The following is a 20633-nucleotide window of genomic DNA, read 5'->3' on the forward strand; positions in this document are numbered from 1 at the left end:
CGGGTCGCTAGGTGCCGCGGCTCAGCGGAACCGGCCGTCCTCGTAGCCGCCCTCGTAGTACTCCTGGGCGTAGCCGCGCGGGTCGCCGGTCGGCTCGGTCGGGTGGAAGCCCTGGGGTGGCGTTCCGGGGGCGTGGGGGCCGCCGGCCTCGGGGTTCCAGCCGTCCATGGGCGGATAGCCGCCGTAGTCGGGCTGCGGAGCCGGGTAGCCGCCACTCAGGACGTCGGGGTGGCCGCCGCCGGGCGGAACGGGTGGGGCGGTCGGCTGCCCGTAGGGATCGGTCGGAGGCGGGAAGCCGCCGTAGCCGGGCGGGACGTCCGGGTAGGGCGGACCGGCGGGGTGGCCGCCGGAGGGCCCGCCGCCGGCGGGGTAGCCCTGATGGCCGACCTGGGGGCCGGTTCCGGCACCGGGGAAGGCGGGATCGACGGGCGGCGCCGTCGGGTCGCCGGGGAAGGTGGGGCCGGGGTAGGCGGGCGGCGCGGTCGGCCCGCCGTCGTAGGGCGGGCGCCCGTGGACGGGCGTTCCCGGGACGGGCGCCCCGGGCACGGGGTGCCCGCCGGGCGGGGTGGCGGCGCCGCTGGGATCGCCGCCGGCCCGACCGCCCCACAGCGGCGCGTCGCCCGCCTGGTCGGGGTGCGCCTGCCCGCCCGTGTCGTAGGCGGAGCGAAGGTGGTTCCCGGTGTCGTACTCGGGGCGTCCGAAGGCGTCGGTGGTGAAGGTGGGGCGGCTGTGGCCGCCGGTGTCGAACTCCGACGCGCCGAAGCCGCCGTGGAGGTGGGTGGAGCTGTCGTAGGCGGGCCGTGTGTGGTTCCCGGTGTCGAACTCCGGACGCGGACGCGTGCCGGGGTCGAAGGCGGGCGTGCCCGTGTCGAATCCGGCCGGGGGGTTCGTGCCGGGGTGGTGGACGGGGCGTGTGTGGCCGCCCGTGTCGAACTCGGCCGGGGTGCCGAAGTCGGCGCGGTCGTGGGTACCGCTGGTGTGGGCGGGCCGGAGGTGGTTTCCCGTGTCGTACTCGGGGCGTCCGAAGGCGTCGGTGGTGAAGGTGGGGCGGCTGTGGCCGCCGGTGTCGAACTCGGCTCTGGGGGGCGCACCGAAGTCGGTGCGGTCGTGGGTGCCGGGGTCGAAGGCGGGGGCGCCCGTGTCGAATCCGGCCGGGGTGCCGAAGTCGGCGCGGTCGTGGGTACCGCTGGTGTGGGCGGGTCGGGTGTGGGTGCCGGAGTCGAAGGCCGACGTACCCGAGTCGAACCCGGACCGCGCGTACGCTCCGGTGTCGAACGTGGGCGTGTCGGTACCGGGGGCGGGGCGGGTGTGGGTGCCCGAATCAAAGGCGGACGTGCCCGAGTCGAACCCGGACCGGTCGTGTGTGCCGCTGTCGAAGGCGGGCGTGCCGGCGCCCGGGTCAGGGCGAGTGTGCGTGCCTGTGTCGAATCCGGCCCGGGTGTGGTTCCCGGTGTCGTACTCCGGGCGGGTGTGCGTGCCCGAGTCGAACCCTGACCGCGTGTACGCGCCCGTGTCGAACGAGGGACGGATGTGGTCGCCCGTCTGGAACGCGGGTGCGTCGGCGCCCGGGGCGGGGCGGGTGTGGGTGCCCGAATCGAAGGCGGACGTGCCCGAGTCGAACCCGGACCGCGTGTGCGCGCCCGTGTCGAATCCGGACCGGTCGTGCGTGCCGCTGCCGAAGGCGGGCGTGCCGGTGTCCGGGCCGGGGCGGGTGTGCGTGCCGGAGTCGGAAGCGGGCGTGCCCGTCTCGAACCCGCCCCGCGTGTACGCGCCGCTGTCGTAGGCGGAGCGGACATGGTTCCCGGTGTCGTACTCGGGGCGCCGCATCGACGCGTAGCCGCCGGTCAACGGGTCCGACGCGGCCGGACCGCCGTAGGACGGGTGCCCGGCGGTGTCGCCGCCCGAAGCGCCCGGCGACCCGTAGGCGCCCGGCAGCCCCGATCCGCCCCTCGGCCCCGCCCCGGCCGCTCCCGACAGGTCCGAGCGGCGGTGTTCTCCGGTGTCCATGCTCGACCAGATCGGCGAGCCCGTGCCCGACTCCCCCGAGGGCAGGGGAGACCTGAAGTCCGGTGCGAGCGGGTCGGCCGAGCCCGTCCGGTCCGCCCCGCCGCTCCATCCCGAGCCGGTGGCGCCGCCCCCGACGCCGTCGGTGCGGCCGCTCGCGCCGCCGTAGCCCAGCGGGTCCGACAACGGGTCGCTCGGCCCCGTCACGCCGCCCGCGCCCGATCCGTACGATCCGAAACCGCCTCCGGTGCCGTGCGTGCCGGACGAACCGAGACCGCTCGTACCGCCCGAGCCGCCGCTGGTCGTGCCGAGCGGGTCCAGGGGGTCGGCCGCACGAGACGTCGGCGCTCCCAGCGGGTCCTGCCGTGCGGGCGCGGAGGCCTCCCCACCACCGGCCGGCCACGAGCCCGTTCCCACCGCGCGGCCCGTCTCCGGCCGGTCGTCGTCGCGCGCCGCGGCCTGCGGGCCCGGTCCCCCCTGGCCCAGGCTGGCCAGCACGGCGAGGTCGTTCGTGGGGTCGGGCCCGGAGGGAGCAGAGGACAGGGCGTCCGCGACCGGTGCGGCGTCGACCGCCCGGGTGGGAGCGTGCGACCCACCGGGTGCGGGCGCGGGGTCGTCCTCGTACTCGTCCTCCTCGTCGTACTCCTCGTACTCGTCGTCGTCCTCGTACTCGTAGTGCGTGACCGTCGGCTCCACGCCCCTGCGTCCGCTCCGGACCGGCTCCGCCGGCTCCTCCGCGTCCGCGTCACCGTCACCGTCACTCAGGCTGGACCAGAAGCCGTTGTCGGACAGGGCGGAATCGTCGTCGTCCCAGTCCACGCCGCGCTGGCGCCGTCCCCTGGGGCGCCGTTCGGACCTGCCCCCGCCGTCTCCGCGCGATCGCCGCGCGCGTCCGCGCGGCTCCCGTTCCCCGTCGTCACCGCCCTGGTCGGGTGCGCCGTCCTCGTCGTGGTCGTAGTCGTCCTCGTAGTCGTCGTTGCGCGAGCCGAGGCTCAGCGCGCGCATGCCCAGCAGCAGAAGCACCAGGACGGCGAGCACGACGATGACGGCGATGATGATGATGACGGTGACGGTCATGTTGTACGCACTACCTTGGAGAGGTCGGCCGCACCCACCACACGCGTGGGGTCGGCTGGGCGAGGACCGGCCGAGGGGGATCGGTGGCCGCCGGACCCGCGGGCCCGGTGCGACCGGCGAGCCGGCCGTGGCGAATCCGGCGTGACCGCGCCGCACGGAGCCGTGCGGCGGTCGGACGGGATTCGGTCAGCTGAAAAGGGGTGAGGGGCACCAGCCCACTGTATGCCTTGTCGCGCCCTGTGTGCAGAGGGCGATGGCGGCTTCCTTGCGTGAATCCCTGTGCGTTCCGATGCGTCGCGAGTTCACTCGCGAGACACCCCGCGTCCACTTCACGAGTGAGCCATGTCACTCACTGGTGGCGGTCAGGGTGCCCCTGGCGATCGCGCTGTCGGCGATGGCCTCCAGGGTCTGGCTCAACTCGGATCCGTCGGGCATGCCCAGGGTGTCGCTCAGGGCGTACACCGTGAAGCGGTACTCGTGCGGGTCCCCCTCCTCCGGGCACGGCGGAAGATATCCGGTCTCGCCCGTGCTGTTCTGCGCCTGACGCGCGTCTGGCGGCACGGTGCCCTGCCGGAGCCCGCCCAACTGCGGGTCCACGTCGAAGAGCACCCAGAACACCTCGGCCGCCTGGGGGTCGTCCACCACGACCGCGATCGAGCCCACGGCGTCCGGGTCGGGCAGCCCCGACCAGTTCAGCGGCGGAGAGGCGCCCTCGATCGCGTCCTCACCGTCCTGCGCGTCGGACGCGCCTTCGTCGGTGCCCTCTTCGTCGGTGCCCTCTTCGTCGGTGCCCTCTTCGTCGGTGCCCTCCTCGTCGGTGCCCTCCTCGGCGGCCGGTTCCCGGGCGGCCTCGTCGGTGGAGGCGTCACTGCCCGCGGCGCAGGTGAAGGCCGCCGGCAGTGCCCGGCCCTCCTGGATCAGGGGACTGGTGACGTTGATGTCGCTGGTGACCTCTCCGCCCGGCGTGAACAGGCCGCACCCCGTGGTCAGCGCGACTGCGGCGCCCGCCGCCAGTGCGCCCGCGCGCGTGCCGGGGAGGGCACGCGGCGTGCGCCGCGCACGGGTGGTCCGGGTCTGAGGGAGGGCCGGGAACAATGGGACTCCTGCTGGGCTTTCGGGCCGACGTGGCCAAACTCGCTGTGCACCTGCCGCGGCTCCGGGCCAGGCCCGCGCCGCGTATGGGGGAGCGCGCGGCCACGCCTCGACGGGCACCGGCGCACGTTCCTGAGCGAACCCTACTGTGATCGGGCACGCACTGCGGCTGTGACCACCGCACCGTGCTCCCCGACACGCGGGATCGGCGAGGGACTCCCTCCCCGGCGGGACTCCGCACGCACCCGGCACGGTCCCCTCCGCCGACGGGCGGTCGCGTCCGCGGCCCTGTGCGCCGCGCGGGCGTCGGTCGTCGGCATCGGTCATCATGGGGCCGTGCGGTTCTCCATTCTCGGTCCCCTTCACGTCCATGACGGTTCCGGTCGTCCGGTATCCGTCGGCGGCGCCCGTCTGCGTACCCTGCTGGCCCTGCTCCTCCTGCGCCCGGGGCAGCGCGTGGCCACCGAAACACTCGTGGACGCCATCTGGGGCGAGTCCGCCCCCGCCGCCACCGGCAACGCCCTCCAGGCACTGGTGTCGCGCCTGCGCCGGGTCCTGGGCGAGGAGGCCGAGATCCACGGCGACGCCTCCGGCTACCGGCTGGAGATCGGCCCCGGCCAGGTGGACCTGGCGGAGTTCGAGGCGCTGACCCGGCGCGGGCGCGCACGGCTCGCCGCGGGCCGCCCCGCGGAGGCGATCACCTGCCTGGGCGGGGCCCTGGCGCTGTGGCGCGGTCCCGCACTGCCCGACCTGACCGCGCGCGGCGTCGCCGAGGACACCGCGCTGCGGCTGAACGAGACCCACCGCATGGTGCGCGAGGAGTACCTGGCGGCCCTGGTGGCACTGGGCCGCCACGCCGAGGCCCTGCCCGAGGCCGAAGCGCTGACCAGCGCCGAACCGCGCCGCGAACGCCCCGTCGAACTGCTCATGCGCGCCCTGGCCGGGACCGGGCGCACCGCGGACGCGGTGGCCGCCTACGACTCCTTCCGCGCCCGGCTGGCCGACGACCTCGGCCTGGACCCCTCGGCCCGGCTCCAGGACGTGCACCTGCGCCTGCTGCGGGGCGAGCTGTCGGCCGCCGAACCCGTCATCGCCGAGCCCATGGTCCCGGCGCCCGCCCCGGCCGCATCGTCCGCGGCGCCCACCGCGTCTGTCGAGCCCGCCGGGCCGACAGGACCCGGTTCGGTGCTCGGCGACGCGGACACCGAGGAGGGCCGGGCCGAACCGCCGCAGCTGCACCTGCCCTCGACCCTCACCAGCTTCGTGCCGCGTGAGACCGAGGTCGACACGGCCGTGGCCCTGCTCGCCCAGGGACGGCTGGTCACCCTGACCGGGCCCGGCGGGGCGGGCAAGACCCGGCTGGCCATCGAGACCGCCGCCACCCTGGCCGCCCGCGCCCCCGGACTCCTCTCCCGTGGCGGCTGGTTCGTCGGGCTCGCGCCCATCACCTCCGGCGCCGACGTCCTCGACGCCATCGCCCTCGCCATGGACCTGCGCGAGCACGCCGTCATGCGGGCCCGCGCGAACACCGCGCCCAGCTCGCCCGCCGAACGCCTCGCGAGCTTCCTCGGCGACCGCTCCGCCCTCATCGTGGTCGACAACTGCGAACACCTGGTCGAGGAGGTCGCCCGGGCGGTCGAACCCCTCCTGGCCCAGTGCCCGGGCCTGCGGATCCTGGCCACCTCGCGCGAACCCCTCGGGGTGCCGGGCGAGCGGCTGCTGACCGTGCCCTCGCTGGCACTGCCGCCCGAGGAGGCCGGTGTCGACCAGGCCGTCGCCAGCCCCGCCGTCGTGCTGTTCACCGAACGCGCGCAGGCGGTGAGCCCGGGGTTCGCGGTCACCCGCGGCAACGTCGCCCACGTCGTGCGCATCACCCGCGAGCTCGACGGCATGCCGCTCGCGCTGGAACTGGCGGCGGCCAGGATGCGCACGATGGCGCCCGCCCAGCTCGCCGCGCGCCTGTCGGACCGCTTTCGGCTGCTCACCGGCGGCAGCCGCTCGGCGCTGCCCCGCCACCGGACCCTGCGCGCCGTCGTGGACTGGAGCTGGGAGCTGCTCGACGAGGCCGAGCGCCGGCTGCTGCGCCGCCTGTCGATCTTCTCCGGCGGCGCGACCCTGGACGCGGTCGAGCGGGTGTGCGCCGACCCCGGAGCCGCGGGCACGGTCGGTAGCCAGGACGCGTGGACGGTGCTGTTCGCGCTCGTGGACAAGTCCCTGGTCATCGCGGACACCGCCACCCGGGAGGACGCCCCGCCCCGGTACCGCCAGCTGGAGACCGTGCGCGCCTACGCGCTGGAACACCTGGTGCGCAGCGGCGAGGAGGAGCGCGTCCGCGACGCCCACGCCCGCTACGTACGGGACCTGTGGCGCGACGCCGACTCCCTGTTGCGCGGACCCCGGCAGATCGAGACCCTCGCGCGACTCGGAGTGGAGGCCGACAACTTCGGCCCGGCCGTGCGGTGGGCGGTCGAGCGACGTGACGTCGGTCTGGCCCTGGACCTGGTCGAGTACGGGCAGTGGTACTGGACGCTGGACGGTTCGTGGCGGCAGCTGTCCCGCTGGTCCCGGCCGGTGCTGGCGCTGACGGGGGACCGGGCGCCCGAGGGGCGCGCGATCGCCTTCGCCTGTGCGCAGTTCAACCTGGCGGCGGACACCGGCACGTCCCAGGACGCGGCGGCGGTGCACGTGCGGCGGGCGCTGCGGACCCTGGAGGAGGCCGGGGAGCGGGCCGAGTACCACCCCATGCTGGTGTACGGGCTCGTGTACCAGGCGGTGTTCGACGACGGCGCGGTCGAGGCCATGGAGCGCCTGGAACGCGCGGTCGAACAGCCGGACCCGTGGATGGGTGCCACCGTGCGGCTCCTGCTGGCCCTGGTCGACTCCCTCTACGGCCGGGCGGACCGGGCGATGGCCTCGATCACGGCCGCCCTGGAGGGGTACCGCGCCTGCGCCGACCTGTGGGGGCAGTGCCAGGCGGTCCTGCAGATGGTGGAGGCCGTGCGGTACGAGGACCTGGACCGCTGCCTCGAACTCCTGGACGAGGGCCTGGAGAAGGCGGGGCGCGCGGGCCTGTCGGGCAACGTGGCGGCGTTCCGGCTGCGCCGTGCCCAGGTCCGCACGGAGACCGGCGACCTCGAGGACGCCCGCGAGGACCTGGACGCCCTTCTCGGCACGGACATCGCCATCGAGGACGAGCACATGATCATGCTGCGCATGGCCGAGGCGTCCTGGCAGTGCGCCCAGGGCGAGACCGGCCGTGCCCGCGATGTCCTGGACGCCGCCGAGCCGCTGGTCGCGGGCCTGGGCGGCTTCGCCCCGCTGTACGTCGAGCCGGTCGTGCGGAGCATGTCGGCGCTGATCGCCTGGACGGAGGGCGACACGGGCCGGGCCTGGCGGGACGCGGCCGCGGCCTGGTGGGCGGGCGCGCACGGGGTGGGGCCGGTGGGTGCCGAGGTCCTGGACACGTTCGCCGTGATGCTGGCCGAGGACGAGCCGGGCCGGGCGGTCACGCTGTTGGGCTCCTCGGCGGTCCTGCGCGGTGTGCCCGACACGGCCACGCCGAGGGTCGTGCGGGCCCGCGAACAGTGCCGTCGGGCCCTGGGCGGGGCCGAGTACGAGGACCTGCTGGAACAGGCGGGGCGGACGGACGCCAAGGCCGTGCGGACGCAGGTGGGCGCGTGGCTGGCGCGGCTGCTGCCGGACACGGTTCCCGAGGGCGGTCCGGAGTGACGCCACCGTGCACGGACACGAGGGCCGATCCGCGCGGGCGCAGGGGGCCGCGCAGGGGGCCGCGCAGGGGGCCGCACAGCGAAAAGGCGGCGCCGCACCGATCGGTGCGGCGCCGCCTCGCGGTGCCGGGCCCCACGCCCCCGAGGTCACCGATCGCGGGGGCGTCCGCTCAGGTGCGGCGCCGGTAGGCCCACACCGCCAGCGGGAAGAACACCGCGACGAAGATGGCCGACCACAGCAGGGTCCAGGCCACCGGCCCCGCGACGTCGCCGCCCAGCATGAGGCCGCGCATGGCGTCCACCAGGTGCGTGACGGGGTTGTTCTCCGCCACGACCCGCATCCAGCTGGGCATGGTCTGCGGGTCCACGAACGCCGAGCTGCCGAAGGTCAGCGGGAACATCAGGATCATCCCGAAGCTCTGCACGGCCATCGGGGTGCGCACCATCATGCCGACGAACGCCGACATCCAGCACAGCGCGAACGCGAACACCAGGACGATCGCCGAGGCGGCGAGCACCCCGAGCACCCCGCCCTCGGGCCGGAAGCCGATCGCCAGACCCACCACCAGCACCATCACCACGGTGATGGAGTAGCGGACCAGGTCGCCCAGGATCGCCCCGATCAGCGGCGCCGACCGTGCGATGGGCAGTGACCGGAACCGGTCGAAGATGCCCTTCTCCACGTCCTGGCACAGGGCGAAACCGGTTCCCAGCGTGGCGAAGACGACCGACTGCGCGATGATGCCGGGCATCAGGAAGTCGCGGTAGGTCTGCCAGTCGCCCATCATCGCCTGTCCGAAGACGAAGACGAAGAGTGTCACGAACATGATCGGCATGAACGTGAGCCCGAGGACCTCCTCGGGGTTGGCCTTGATCTTCAGGACACTGCGCCAGGCCAGCTGGAGGCCGTTCTGCACGGTGCTGATCGGCGTGATGCTTCCGGGCGCCGCCGGCGCTCCCGCGGGCAGGTCGGACCGCGACGGGCTCGTCACCGCGCTCATGCTCTGTTCCCTTCGTTCGCGGTGGCTCCCGCGGTCTCTTCGTCGGCGGTGTGGCCGGTCAGGGCGAGGAAGACCTCATCCAGGCTCGGCTTGCGCAGCGACAGCTCGGCGACGGCCACACCCTGCTCGTCGAGGCGCCGCACGACCTCGGGGAGCACGGCGGCGTCGGTCACGGGCACGCGGGCGCGCACGGCGTCGGAGGTCACCGGGCTGCTGGTGACGGCCTCGATGATCTTCGTGGCCAGGGAGAGCTGCTCGTGCTCGACGGTCTGCAGCTCCAGCACCTGGTTGCCGGCGTGGTTCTTCAGCTGCTCGGGCGTGCCCTGGCTGATCACCCTGCCGTGGTCGAGCACCATGATGTCGTCGGCGAGCTGGTCGGCCTCCTCCAGGTACTGGGTGGTGAGCAGGACGGTCACTCCGTCGTCCACCAGGCCGCGCACCACGTCCCACAGACCGTTGCGGCTGTGCGGGTCCAGACCGGTGGTGGGCTCGTCCAGGTAGAGCAGGGCGGGCCGGCCGACCAGGCTGGCCGCCAGGTCGAGGCGGCGCCGCATGCCGCCGGAGTAGGTCTTGGCCGGGCGCCCGGCGGCGTCGGAGAGCTCGAAGCGCTCCAGCAGCTCCGTGGAGCGCGCCCGTGCCTGGGACCGTCCGAATCCGAGCAGGCGGGCGATGAGCACGAGGTTCTCGGTGCCGCTCAGCTCGGCGTCGACCGCGGCGTACTGTCCGGTCAGCCCGATCAGGCGGCGGACCTCGTGCGGCTGACGGACCACGTCGAACCCGCCGACCTCGGCACGGCCCTCGTCGGGCTGCAGGAGTGTGGACAGGATGCGCACGGTGGTCGTCTTGCCGGAGCCGTTGGGACCGAGTACGCCCAGCACGGCCCCCGTTGTGGCCGTCAGGTCGACACCGTCCAGGGCTCGCTTGCCCTTGAACTGCTTGACCAGGCCTTCCGCGCGGATGGCGTGAGTCATCAATCCTCCATTTTCCATGTCTGTCCCAAGTGTGCCGACAGGGTCTGACAAATCGCTGACACAGGCGTGCGGACCGCGGGTTTCGGACACACGCGTGGCCGGCGCCACGGGGAGGCGGCGGGCCGGGCCCTAGAATCGTCCACGTGATGAACACGCCTCCCCACGACCCGATTCCCCCTCCCGGCGGACCCGCGCCGGACCCCGGAGCCGAGGGCGAGGACGTGGCCGAGCTGCGTCCTCCGCTGCGCCGGGTGAGTCCCAGGGCGGTGGGCGTCTGGACGCTGCGGCTGCTCCTGGGCTCGCTGTTCAACCTCGTCCTGCTCTCCGCGGCGGCCTGGGCGGTCTCCGCGCTGGGCTGGGGCTGGGTGCCGGACTGGGCGCGCGAGCACGCCTGGAAGGCGCCCCTGGCCTACGGCGTGTACGCGCTGCTGCAGGTCGCGATCGTGCCCTCCTGGCGGTACCGCGTGCACCGCTGGGAGGTCTCCGACGACGTGATCTACACCCGGGAGGGCTGGGTCAGCCGGACATGGCAGTTCGTCCCGATCAACCGGCTGCAGACCGTCGACCACACGCAGGGGTGGCTGGAGCGGCTCTTCGGCGTCGCGACACTGAAGGTGCAGACCGCGTCGTTCGCCGGGTCCTCCAGCATCGAGGGGCTGGACGAAGAGGAGGCGCGCGCGTTGAGTGAGCAGCTGGCCGTGCGGGCCGGAGCACTGCGGGGTGACGCCACCTGATGGACGACGACGGCGCACGGCCCCGGCCGCCGCGGGACCAGGAGGGCGGCGGCTGGGTCGCGCCCGGCAGCACGCCCAGTCGGCACGCCAGGACCGGGTCACGCGGCGACGCACCCACCCCCGACGACGCACCTGCCTCAGGTGGCGCACAGACACGCGGTGGCACACCTGTCTCAGGTGACGCAGGGACACCCGGCAGCGCACCCACCCCCGACGACGCACCTGCACCTGATGCCGCGGAGGCGCCCAGCGACGCAGGGACACACGGCGGCGCACCCGCGTCCGGCAGCACATCAGTCCCTGGCGGCGCGCCTGCCCCCGGTGGGGTGCCTGCGCCTGGCGGGGCGTCTGTCCCCGGTGCCGCACCGGCGCCCGGCGGAGTCCCTGCGTCAGACGGCGCGTCTGCGCCTGGTGACGCGGAAGCGCCCGGTGGCGCGGAGACTCCCCATGACGCACCGGCCCCTCGCAGCGCACCCGCGCCAGGTGGCGCGCCTGTTCCCGGCGGGGCACCTGCACCTGGCAGGGCACCTGCCCCCGACAGCGCACCCGCGTCCGGTGGCGCACCTGCCCCTCGCGGCGCATCCGCTCCCGGCGGGGCATCTGCCCCCGACAGCGCACCCGCGTCCAGTGACGCACCTGCGCCTGGTGACGCGGGAACGCCTGGTGACGCGGAGACACGCGGCGGCGCACCTGCCTCAGGTGGCGCACCCGCGTCCGGTGGCGCACCTGCCCCTGGCGGCGTGCCCGGGCCTGGCGGAGCATCCGCGTCCGATGATGCGGATGCACCTGGCGGCGCGGTCGATCAGGTCTCCGCGCGTGACTGGTGGGGCGAGGGGGACTCCGGGTTCGCCACGGCCGAACCCGCCCGCCGGCTCAGCCCGCGCAGCATGGTCGTCGGCCCGATCAACCAGCTCCGGAACCTGGTCGTGCCGATCGCCGTCGGCCTGGTCGTCGGCGGCTTCAACCCGTGGGTGATCGGGGCCAGCGCCGCCGCAGTGGTCGCCCTGCTTGCGGGCGGCCTGGTGACCTGGCGGACCGTCTTCTACGAGGTGGGCGAGGAGCGCCTGGAGATCCGCAGCGGGCTCGTCCGGCGCTCGCGCCGCACCATCCCCCTGGAACGGGTGCGGGGCGTGGACGTGACCAGCACCCTGCTGCACCGGCTGCTCGGAGTGGCGGTCGTGCGCATCGAGGCCGCCGCCGGTGCGGGCGGCAGCGAGGACGGCAAGCTCGACGCCGTGGACGCCGCCGAGGCGGAACGGCTGCGCCGGGTGCTGCTGGACCGCCGGGCGGTGCTCGCCGACGGCGCGGCCGCGCCCGCGCCGGGCACCGCGGGTGCCGGTGCCGGGGACTCCGCCCGGACGAAACCCGGTGCCGCGGCCGACGGTACGGTGACCCACTTCTCGATGCGGCCGTCCTGGTACCTGTACGGGGCGCTGAGCCTTGCCTACCTGCTCACGCCCTTCGCCGTGCTGGCGACCCTGTTCGGCGTGGTCCAGCAGGCGGCGGGCGACCAGGCCGCCGACTACGTGCTGGAGTGGGTGACCACCACCGACCGCGGCATGCTCACAGCGCTGTCGGCGGGTGCCGCGGGCGTGCTGGTGCTGCTGATGCCGGTGTTCGCGGTGGTCTCGTACGCGTTCACCCACTGGGGCTTCTCCCTCCGCGAGCGCGACGGGTCGCTGGTCGCCGAGCGGGGCCTGTTCACCCGGCGCAGCGTGACCCTGGAGAAGCGCCGGATCCGCGGCCACGAACTCCTGGACAACCCCCTGGAGCGCACCCGCCGGGCGGTGCGGTTGCGGGCCATCGTCACCGGGCTCGGCGACACCGCCAACCGGGCCGTCCTGTTGCCGATCGGCCCCCGAGCCACGGTCGACGCGGTGCTGGCCCGGGCGCTGACGCCCTTCCGGGGACCGCTCGTCCGCCATCCGCGCGCGGCGCTGTACCGGCGCTGGGTGCGCGCCGTGGGCCCGTTCGCGGTCCTGGCCGGTGTCGGCCTGACGGCGCAGTGGACGTGGCTGGTGGTGGTCGCGTCGGTGCTCGCCGCGCTGGGCGTGGTCCTCGGGCTCGACCGGTACCGCTCCCTGGGCCACGGCTACGACGGGGCCATGGTGAGCGTGCGCTCCGGCTCGCTGCGCCGCCGCCAGGCCACCGTCGAGCGCTCGGCCGTGATCGGGTGGACCTGGACGCAGACCCTCCCGCAGCGGCGTGCCGGCCTGGCCGACCTCCAGGTGACCGTGGGCGCGGGCGACGGCGGCTACACCGCCATGGACGCCTCCCAGCGCCGTTCGGTGGCCTTCGCCGCCGGTGTCACCCCCGAGATCGTGCGTCCGTTCCTGGTGCGGCCGCGGGACGGTGCGCAGGGGAGCGCGGACACGGCGGAGGGGTGACCGGCGGCCGTGCCGCGGTCACCCCTCGTCGTTCCCAGTGGGGCCTCGCCCCGCCCCTACTCGCCCTTCTTGGAACCGAACATGATCTCGTCCCAGGAGGGGACCGAGGCGCGTCGGCCGCGCCCCTTGCGCTTGGCGGGTGCCGGTTCGGCGGCTCCGGCGGCCGGGGCGGCGACCGGCGGCGGCTCGGGGGACGCGCGCCGGGGCGCGGCCCCGGCATCGTTGAGGTCGATGGTGGCCCGCCGGCGGCGGGCCGGGCGGGCCGGAGCGGGCGTCTCGGCCGCGGGCGGCGCGGACTCCTCGTGGCGGGCGGGCGGGCCGTCCTGGGGCCAGTCCGGCGCGGGGCGGCGGCGCGGCCGCTGCGGGACCTGCGGCTCGGCCTGGGCGGCCGGGGCGGCGGGCGGGGGTTCGGTGGCGCGGTCGTCGCGGCGCTGGTCGGCGGACGCGGTCCGGTCGGACTCCGCGGCCGGTCCGACACGGCGCTCGAACCGATCGGGCGACCGGTGCTCGGCGGCGCGCGGGCCAGGGGCCTCCTCGTGTACCGGGTCCAGCGGCCTGCGCCGGGGGCGGTCCGTGTCGCGGGCCTGGTCGGGGCCGGCTCCGTACCGGGCGTGGCCGGTCTCGCGCTCGCGTTCGACGCTGGGGTCGGCCGCCCTGCGCAGCGGGTCGTCCAGCGGGGTGTCCCGGGCGAAGGGCCGGGACGCGCCGGCGTCGACGCGGCGGTCGACCGGGGGCGCGGTGTCCCCGCGCGGCGGTTCGGCGACCTCACCGCGGCGCGGCATGAACGGTGTGACGTTGGCGCCGGGCGCGGGGACCGGGTCCAGTGGATCGGCGGAGGAGAATCTGGCGGCCTCCTCGTCGGCGGGGGAGACGCTGTTGTGTCTGGGCTCGTACAGCCAGTGCGCGACGCGCTCGGTCCCACCGTGGAGGTAGACGAGCTTGAGCTGCCAGGTGCGGTCCTCGCGCTTCCACGAGTCCCACTCGGCGTCCCCGGTCTCCAGCTGGTGGGCACCGATCCGCTTGGTGACGAGTTCCCCCAGGGACGGGCCGGGCGCGGCGTCGCCGTGCGAGCGCACGGTCGCCCGCTGGGCCTGCTGGGCGATGTACTCGCGCTCCTGCAGGACGGGCCCCTCGAACCAGCGGACCCGTTCGATCGGTATGCCGGAGATCTCGGAGATGGCCTCCGCGGTCTCGCCGGAGCGGATGCGGGCCTGGATTTCCTTGGGGCGCAACGGATTCTCCACTTCGATCTCGTACTGGCCGAGCCGGGAGAACTGGCCGCGTACAGCGGCGCGGAGGCGGTCGTCGACGGGCAGCATGAAACGGGTTCCACGGCCGGTGCTGGCGAGCACCAGGTAGGTGCCGTCCTCGCTCACGGCCACGAGGCGAAGCTCGTGCATCGCCCTCCCTTTCGCGTCCCGTCGAGGACCGGTCGCACGACCGGGCCCCCGCGTTCTCCAAGTCTGGTCGGCCGACAACGGTTCGGCCAGTACCGCGCCCGGCATGTCCGAACTGTGTGCCCGCCTCCCCGTCCGCGGCGTTCGCCGCGGTGGGAGCCGCCCCGGATGTCCGGAGCGCTCACGGTCGCTTCCGGTGCCAATCTTGACACGCGGATCCGTCGGTGACGGGGAGCGGTCGTCGGGAATGTCGTCGTTCCCGTGTGAAGGCTCCGCGGTGATGGTATCGCTCGACCCCCGAATCGCCCCAGGTCCGGGAAAAACTCCGATCTCGGACCGCTTGGGCTACATGATGGATCGCCCTCGTGGCAAACCGACACGCCGGTGGATCTCGAAAAGTGATGCTTGTGGTGACCTGGCGTGACTGGAACCCGAGGGCACTTAGTCTGAGTTATCCGTCTATGGGCGTTATGTGGCCATTGGGTCACACGAGTCATTCGTCTCGCCAGGCGCCCGCTCACCGACACCCCCACCGCGCTCTCGCGCGGGCGAAACAGAGGGAGGACGACCGGATGGGTCGGACCGGACACGACGGGGACCACGGGGACCAGGGGACGGGGGAGGGCGGCGGGGAGGCCGGCAAGCGCATCGACCTGAGCCTGTCCCAGGTCGCGGGCGCCGGAGCCGCCACGCTGACCGCGGCCACGGCCGCCTCCTACCTCAACGTCTACGGCACGGTCATCGGGGCGGCCGTCATCGCCATCCTCAGCACCGTCGCCAGCCCCCTGCTCCAGCACTGGTTCTCCCGCGGCGGCGAGCAGGCCCGGCAGCTGGCCGGGAGGGTCAGGGCGGGCGATGCCGCTCCGGCGGCCGCCTCTTCCACCCGGGCGGCGCGCGGCGCGGCGGTCCCCGTGGACGCCACGCGCACCATGGCCCTGCCCGTGGTCGGGGACGGCCCCGGACCCGGCGGCCCCGACGGTCGGCACGGCCAGGACGGTCCGGACGGCACCGGCACCCCGGCCCGCCCGCGCCCGACCTGGCGCGGCGTCGTCATCCCCGCCGTCGTGGTCTTCGTCCTGGTCATGCTGGTGATCCTGGCCTTCGAGCTGCTCACCGGCCGCTCCCTGACCGCGTGGACCAACGGCGTCGACGAGCAGACCTCCCCTTCCCTGCTCGGCGGCACGCACGTCACGCAGGAACAGGATGACGCCGGCTCCACCGACACGGGACAGAGCCCCGAGCAGGACACCGGCACCACCGGCGACCGGACCGCGCCCCCGCCGGCGACCCAGGCCCCCGACGACACCGCGACGACCGGCGAGGCCCCCGCCGAGGGCGACACCGGCCAGGACGGCCAGGAGGAGCAGGCCGATCCGGAGGAGCAGCCGGACCCCGGCGCCACCGCCCCGCCCGAGGACGGCGGAACCGAGGGCGGGGACCAGACCACCGACCCCGGGACCGGGGACGGGCAGGAGTCCGTCGTGGTCCCGGAGGACGTGCCCGCCACCGGATGACGACGTGCGGGGCCCGGTGCCCTCAGCCGAACACCCGGTCGAGGTAGGCGTTGCCGAAACGGCGGTCCGGGTCCACGCGCTCGCGCACGGCCAGGGCGTCGCCCAGCCGCGGGTACACGCCCTCCAGGTAGTCGCGGTCGCGGGTGTGCATCTTCCCCCAGTGCGGACGGCCGCCCACGGACGTGAACACCGCCTCCAGGTCGGCGAAGTACGCGTCGTAGGGCGTGCCCTGGTACATGTGCACCGCCACGTAGGCCGTGTCCCGCCCGTAGGCGGTGGACAGCCACACGTCGTCGGCCGGGGCGAAGCGCACCTCCACCGGGAAGCTCACCCGGTGGCCGCGCCGGTCGACGATCGACCGGGCCTCGCGCAGCACGTCCGCGACGTGCTCGGCGGGGATCGCGTACTCCATCTCCACGAATCGGACGTCGCGCACCGAGGCGAACACCCGGTGGGACGCGTCGGTGTACTCGCGCGCCGACAGCGCCCGTGCGCTGACCTGGTTCACCGCGGGCACCGCACCCGGGAAGCGGCGGCACAGCCGGTTGACCCGGTCGAAGACGGTGTTGGACAGGAAGTCGTCGTCCAGCCACGCCCGCCACGGGGCCAGCGGCCGGGCCGGGCCCTTGCTGATGTTGTTGCGCTTGGTGTTGGTGCTGCCGGTGTGGGGGAACCAGAAGAACTCGAAGTGGTCGTTGTCGGCGCGCAGCTCGGGCAGGCGCTCCAGCACCTCGTCCAGGGGCATCGGCTCCTCTCTGGCGTGCAGCAGGAACGCGGGCCGCACCGCCATGGTCAGCGCCGTGACCACCCCGAACGCCCCCAGCCCCACCCGGGCGGAGTGGAACAGGTCCGGTTCCTGCTCGGCCGAGCACTCCACGACCGAACCGTCGGCCAGGACCAGTTCCAGTCCGACCACCTGCGAGGCCAGGCCGCCCGCGTCGCGGCCCGTGCCGTGCGTTCCCGTCTGGACCGCGCCGGCCATGGTCTGGACGGCGATGTCGCCCATGTTGGCCAGCGCCAGACCGTGCTCGGCCAAAGCGTCGTTGAAGTCGCACAGGGGGAGCCCGGCCTCGACGGTGGCCGTTCCGGCGTCCGGATCGACCGCGCGCAGCCCGGTCAGGGAGGTGGGGGAGAGCAGCAGGCCGTCGGTGACGGCCACGTCGGTGAAGGAGTGGCCGGAGCCGACCATCCGGACCCGCAGGTCGTCGTCGGCGGCGGAGGCGACCGCCGAGACGACGTCGCGGGTACTGCCCGGCGCCGCCGTCCGCCGGGGGCGGGCCTGGTAGGTGTCGGCCCATGTGTTCCAGAGCACATCTGTCATGCCACGCGACATTACCCATGAGTCACTTCCAGGGCCAGAGGCGGCGGGGCACGGTCCGCGCCGGCCGAGACCGGAGAAGAGGCGCAGAACACGGCGCACCGGGGCGGGGGGTCGAGCGAGCGGGCCCCTCGGAGCTGGTTTCATAAGGTCCATGAGGCCTTACGACGCGTTTTTGCTGATCTCCTTCGGTGGCCCTGAGGGTGAGGACCAGGTCATCCCGTTCCTGGAGAACGTCACCCGCGGGCGCAACATCCCCCGCGAGCGACTGGCCGAGGTCGGTGAGCACTACTTCCGCTTCGGCGGGGTGAGTCCGATCAACCAGCAGTGCAGGGACCTGATCGCCGCGATCACCGCCGACTTCGCCGAGGGCGGGATCGACCTGCCCGTCTACTGGGGCAACCGGTTCTGGGCGCCGATGCTCGCCGACACCCTGGCGCGCATGCGCGAGGACGGTGTCCGCCGCGTCCTCGCCGTGCCCACCTCCGCCTATTGCAACTGGTCCAGCCGGACCGCCTACGTGGAGGACATCGCCCGGGCCCGTGCCGCCCTGGGCGAGGACGCGCCCGAGGTCGACCTGGTCCGCCCCTTCTACGACCATCCTGGGTTCGTCGAGCCCCTCGTCGAGCACACCCGGGCGGCCCTCGACGCGCTGCCCGCCGACCAGCGGGAGGGCGTGCGCCTGCTCTTCTCCGCGCACTCCATCCCCACGGCCATGGCCGAGGCCGCGGGCGGTCCCGAGCAGGGGTTCGGCGCCCAGGGCGTCTATGGCGACCAGCTCGCCGAGGTCGCCCGCCTGGTCGTGGACCGGCTCGACCGCGACTACCCCCACGAGGTCGTCTACCAGAGCCGCAGCGGCCCGCCGAGCCAGCCGTGGCTGGAGCCGGACGTCAACGACCGCATCGAGGAGCTGGCCGCCGAGGGCGTGCCCGCCGTCGTGGTCGTGCCGCACGGCTTCGTCTCCGACCACATGGAGGTCAAGTTCGACCTCGACGTGGAGGCGCGCGAGACCGCGGAGAAGCTCGGACTGGGCTACCAGCGGGCGCTCAGTCCGGGGACCCACCCCGCGTTCGTCTCCATGGTGAGCGACCTGGTCCGCGAGTACTCCGAGGCGGCCGAACGCCGCCGGCTGGGCACCCTGTCCCGCTGCGCGGAGTGCACCTGCGACCGCTGACCGCCGCGCGGCCCGGCCGGGGGCCGGGCCGGCGGCGCTCCGAGTGGCGTGTGGCACAGTGGGTAAACGCTGCTGACACCGCCGCTCGACGGGCGTCGGTACTCGGCCGCCGCCACGGGGAAGCGCTGTAGGGAGCCCTATAGAGTCGCCCCAGAACACACGTCGACGGTTCAGGAGACTCGTCTTGGTTCGTTCCTGGTATGAACTACCGGAATACCTCAAACTGCGCCGCGTCAACGGGCTGCGCCTCTCACCCGACGGAACCCGTCTGGTGGCTCCCGTCAGCGGCCTGGCCCCCGATGCCACGTCCTTCCGCAGCGCCCTGTGGGAGATCGACGTCCGAACGGAGTCCGAGGGCGGGCGCGCGCCGCGGCGCCTGACCCGCTCCACCAGGGGCGAGTCCGTCGCCGACTTCCTCCCCGACGGATCGGTCCTGTTCACCACCGGCCGCCAGGACCCCGAGGCCAAGCCGGAGGACAAGCCCAAGTCCGCCCTGTGGCTGCTCCCCGCGGAGGGCGGCGAGGCCCGCCAGGTGGCCTCCCGGCCCGGCGGGGTCGGCGCCTTCACCGTGGCCCGCGACTCCGGCCTGGTGGCCTTCGCCTCCGACGTCCTGCCCGACAGCGAGGACGCCGACTCCGACGCCGAGGCCCGCAAGGCCCGTGAGGAGGCCGGGGTCACCGCCATCCTGCACGAGGCGCTCCCGGTCCGCTCCTGGGACAGCGACATCGGCCCCGACCACCCCCGCTACTTCGTCGCCGACCCGCCGGCCGACGACGACGCCCGCCTGGGCGAGCCCCGCGACCTGACCCCCGGCGCCGGCCTGGCGCTGCTGGGCTCGGGCCCCGCCCTCACCCCCGACGGCGCCACCCTCGTCACCGGGTGGTCGGTGCCCACCGAGCGCGGCGCCACCCGCGAGGACGTCGTCGCCATCGACACCGCCACCGGCGACCGCACGACCCTGGCCGGCGACCCCGACCACGAGTTCGGCGGCCCCCTCGTGTCCCCGGACGGCCGTTCGGTCCTGCTCCAGCGCGGCTTCCAGGGCGACTACGACGGCGAGCCCCGCGACCACACGCTCTGGCTGGTGGACCTGGCCACCGGGGAGGGCCGCGACCTCCTCGCCGGGCACGAGCTCTGGCCGCGCGACTACGCCTTCGCCGCCGATTCCTCCGCCGTGTTCATGGCGGCCGACCAGAACGGGCGCCGCCCCGTCTTCCGGATCGACCTCGCCGACGGGTCCCTCACCCGGATCACCGGCGACCACGGCGCCTACAGCGCGCTCAACCCCTCGCCGGACGGGCGCCACGTCTTCGCCCTGCGCGACGCCTGGGACGCGCCGCCCGCCCCCGTGCGCCTGGACGCCGCCACCGCCGACGGCGAACCCGTCCACCTGCGCACCCCCGGCTCGGACCTCACCATGCCGGGCACGCTCACCGAGATCGAGGCGACCGCCGACGACGGCACCCGGATCCGCTCCTGGCTGGTCCTGCCCGAGGAGGCCTCCGCCGACTCGCCCGCCCCGCTCATGCTCTGGGTGCACGGCGGCCCCTACATGAGCTTCAACGGCTGGTCCTGGCGCTGGAACCCGTGGCTGCTGGCCGCGCGGGGCTACGCCGTCCTGCTGCCCGACCCCGCCCTGTCCACCGGCTACGGCCAGGACATGCTCCGCCGGGCCTGGGGACAGTGGGGGCCGCGCACCCACGCCGACGTCATGGCGATCACCGACGCGGCCGAGGCGCGCGAGGACGTCGACGCCGGGCGCACCGCCATGATGGGCGGCTCCTTCGGCGGCTACATGGCCAACTGGATCGCCGGGCACACCGACCGGTTCCGCGCCATCGTCTCCCACGCCTCGCTGTGGGCCCTGCACGGATTCAGCGCCGTCACCGACTACCCGCCGGTGTGGGAGCGCGAGTTCGGCACACCGCTGGCCCGGCCCGAGCGCTACGAGCTCAACTCGCCGCACCTGAGCGCCGACCGCATCCGCACGCCCATGCTCGTCATCCACGGTGACAAGGACTACCGCGTGCCGATCTCCGAGGGGCTACGCCTGTGGCGCGACCTGCTCCTGCACGAGGTCGACGCCAAGTTCCTGTACTTCCCCGACGAGAACCACTGGATCCTGAGCCCGGGGAACGCGCGGATCTGGTACGAGACCATCTTCGCGTTCCTCGACCACCACGTCCACGGCAAGGAGTGGGCCAGGCCGGAACTGCTGTGACCCACCAGCCACGAC

12 protein-coding genes are annotated in these 20633 nt (G+C 74.3%); 6 read left to right on the top strand and 6 right to left on the bottom strand.

The features are described from left to right. Positions 1–21: 21 nt before the first annotated feature. Together HNR10_RS26895 and HNR10_RS26900 are read right to left on the bottom strand one after the other, a co-directional pair. Positions 22–3081, bottom strand: a complete 3060-nt coding sequence (locus HNR10_RS26895; RefSeq protein ID WP_179828266.1) for a hypothetical protein — start codon at positions 3079–3081, stop codon at positions 22–24. Between the two features lie 345 nt (positions 3082–3426). Then, the gene (locus HNR10_RS26900; protein WP_246406424.1) at positions 3427–4176 is read right to left on the bottom strand and encodes a YbhB/YbcL family Raf kinase inhibitor-like protein; all 750 of its coding nucleotides are present in this window, start codon (positions 4174–4176) and stop codon (positions 3427–3429) included. A gap of 333 nt (positions 4177–4509) precedes the next feature. Between HNR10_RS26900 and HNR10_RS26905 the strand changes: the two genes are divergently transcribed. Further along, positions 4510–7902: an AfsR/SARP family transcriptional regulator gene (locus HNR10_RS26905; RefSeq protein ID WP_179828268.1), complete on the top strand. Its 3393-nt coding sequence runs from the start codon at positions 4510–4512 to the stop codon at positions 7900–7902. 169 nt (positions 7903–8071) lie between these two features. Here HNR10_RS26905 and HNR10_RS26910 read toward each other — a convergent pair whose 3' ends face one another. Together HNR10_RS26910 and HNR10_RS26915 are read right to left on the bottom strand one after the other, a co-directional pair. Then, on the bottom strand, positions 8072–8902 hold the full coding sequence (locus HNR10_RS26910) for an ABC transporter permease (RefSeq protein ID WP_179828270.1): 831 nt from the start codon (positions 8900–8902) through the stop codon (positions 8072–8074). Beyond that, entirely contained in the window at positions 8899–9873 is a 975-nt protein-coding gene (locus HNR10_RS26915) for an ATP-binding cassette domain-containing protein (protein ID WP_179828278.1), read from the bottom strand. Before HNR10_RS26915 ends, HNR10_RS26910 begins: the two co-directional genes overlap by 4 nt. Before the next feature lie 146 nt (positions 9874–10019). Between HNR10_RS26915 and HNR10_RS26920 the strand changes: the two genes are divergently transcribed. Together HNR10_RS26920 and HNR10_RS31465 are read left to right on the top strand one after the other, a co-directional pair. Next, positions 10020–10607 (top strand): PH domain-containing protein, encoded by a 588-nt coding sequence (locus HNR10_RS26920; RefSeq protein WP_179828286.1) that lies wholly within the window; start codon positions 10020–10022, stop codon positions 10605–10607. An 887-nt stretch (positions 10608–11494) separates the two neighbouring features. Continuing rightward, positions 11495–12994 carry a PH domain-containing protein gene (locus HNR10_RS31465; RefSeq protein ID WP_376769778.1) on the top strand — a complete coding sequence of 500 codons (1500 nt, stop codon included), beginning with the start codon at positions 11495–11497 and terminating at the stop codon, positions 12992–12994. Between the two features lie 56 nt (positions 12995–13050). Here HNR10_RS31465 and sepH read toward each other — a convergent pair whose 3' ends face one another. After that, a complete protein-coding gene (sepH, locus tag HNR10_RS26930; protein ID WP_179828296.1) occupies positions 13051–14394 on the bottom strand; it encodes a septation protein SepH in 1344 nt (447 codons plus the stop codon). Positions 14395–14963: 569 nt separating this feature from the next. On the opposite strand from sepH, the gene HNR10_RS26935 reads away from it, so the two are divergent. After that, complete coding sequence (locus HNR10_RS26935; protein ID WP_179828298.1) at positions 14964–15905, top strand: ICP22 family protein; 942 nt, start codon at positions 14964–14966, stop codon at positions 15903–15905. A gap of 22 nt (positions 15906–15927) precedes the next feature. On the opposite strand, the gene HNR10_RS26940 is transcribed toward HNR10_RS26935, so the two are convergent. Further along, positions 15928–17226: a D-arabinono-1,4-lactone oxidase gene (locus HNR10_RS26940; protein ID WP_179828305.1), complete on the bottom strand. Its 1299-nt coding sequence runs from the start codon at positions 17224–17226 to the stop codon at positions 15928–15930. 151 nt (positions 17227–17377) lie between these two features. Between HNR10_RS26940 and HNR10_RS26945 the strand changes: the two genes are divergently transcribed. After that, positions 17378–18397, top strand: a complete 1020-nt coding sequence (locus HNR10_RS26945; protein WP_179828307.1) for a ferrochelatase — start codon at positions 17378–17380, stop codon at positions 18395–18397. A gap of 184 nt (positions 18398–18581) precedes the next feature. Continuing rightward, positions 18582–20618, top strand: coding sequence for a S9 family peptidase (locus HNR10_RS26950; RefSeq protein WP_179828309.1), 2037 nt, complete (start codon positions 18582–18584; stop codon positions 20616–20618). Positions 20619–20633 lie beyond the last annotated feature (15 nt).

It is taken from the genome of Nocardiopsis aegyptia (assembly GCF_013410755.1).
Classification (GTDB): Bacteria; Actinomycetota; Actinomycetes; order Streptosporangiales; family Streptosporangiaceae; genus Nocardiopsis; species Nocardiopsis aegyptia.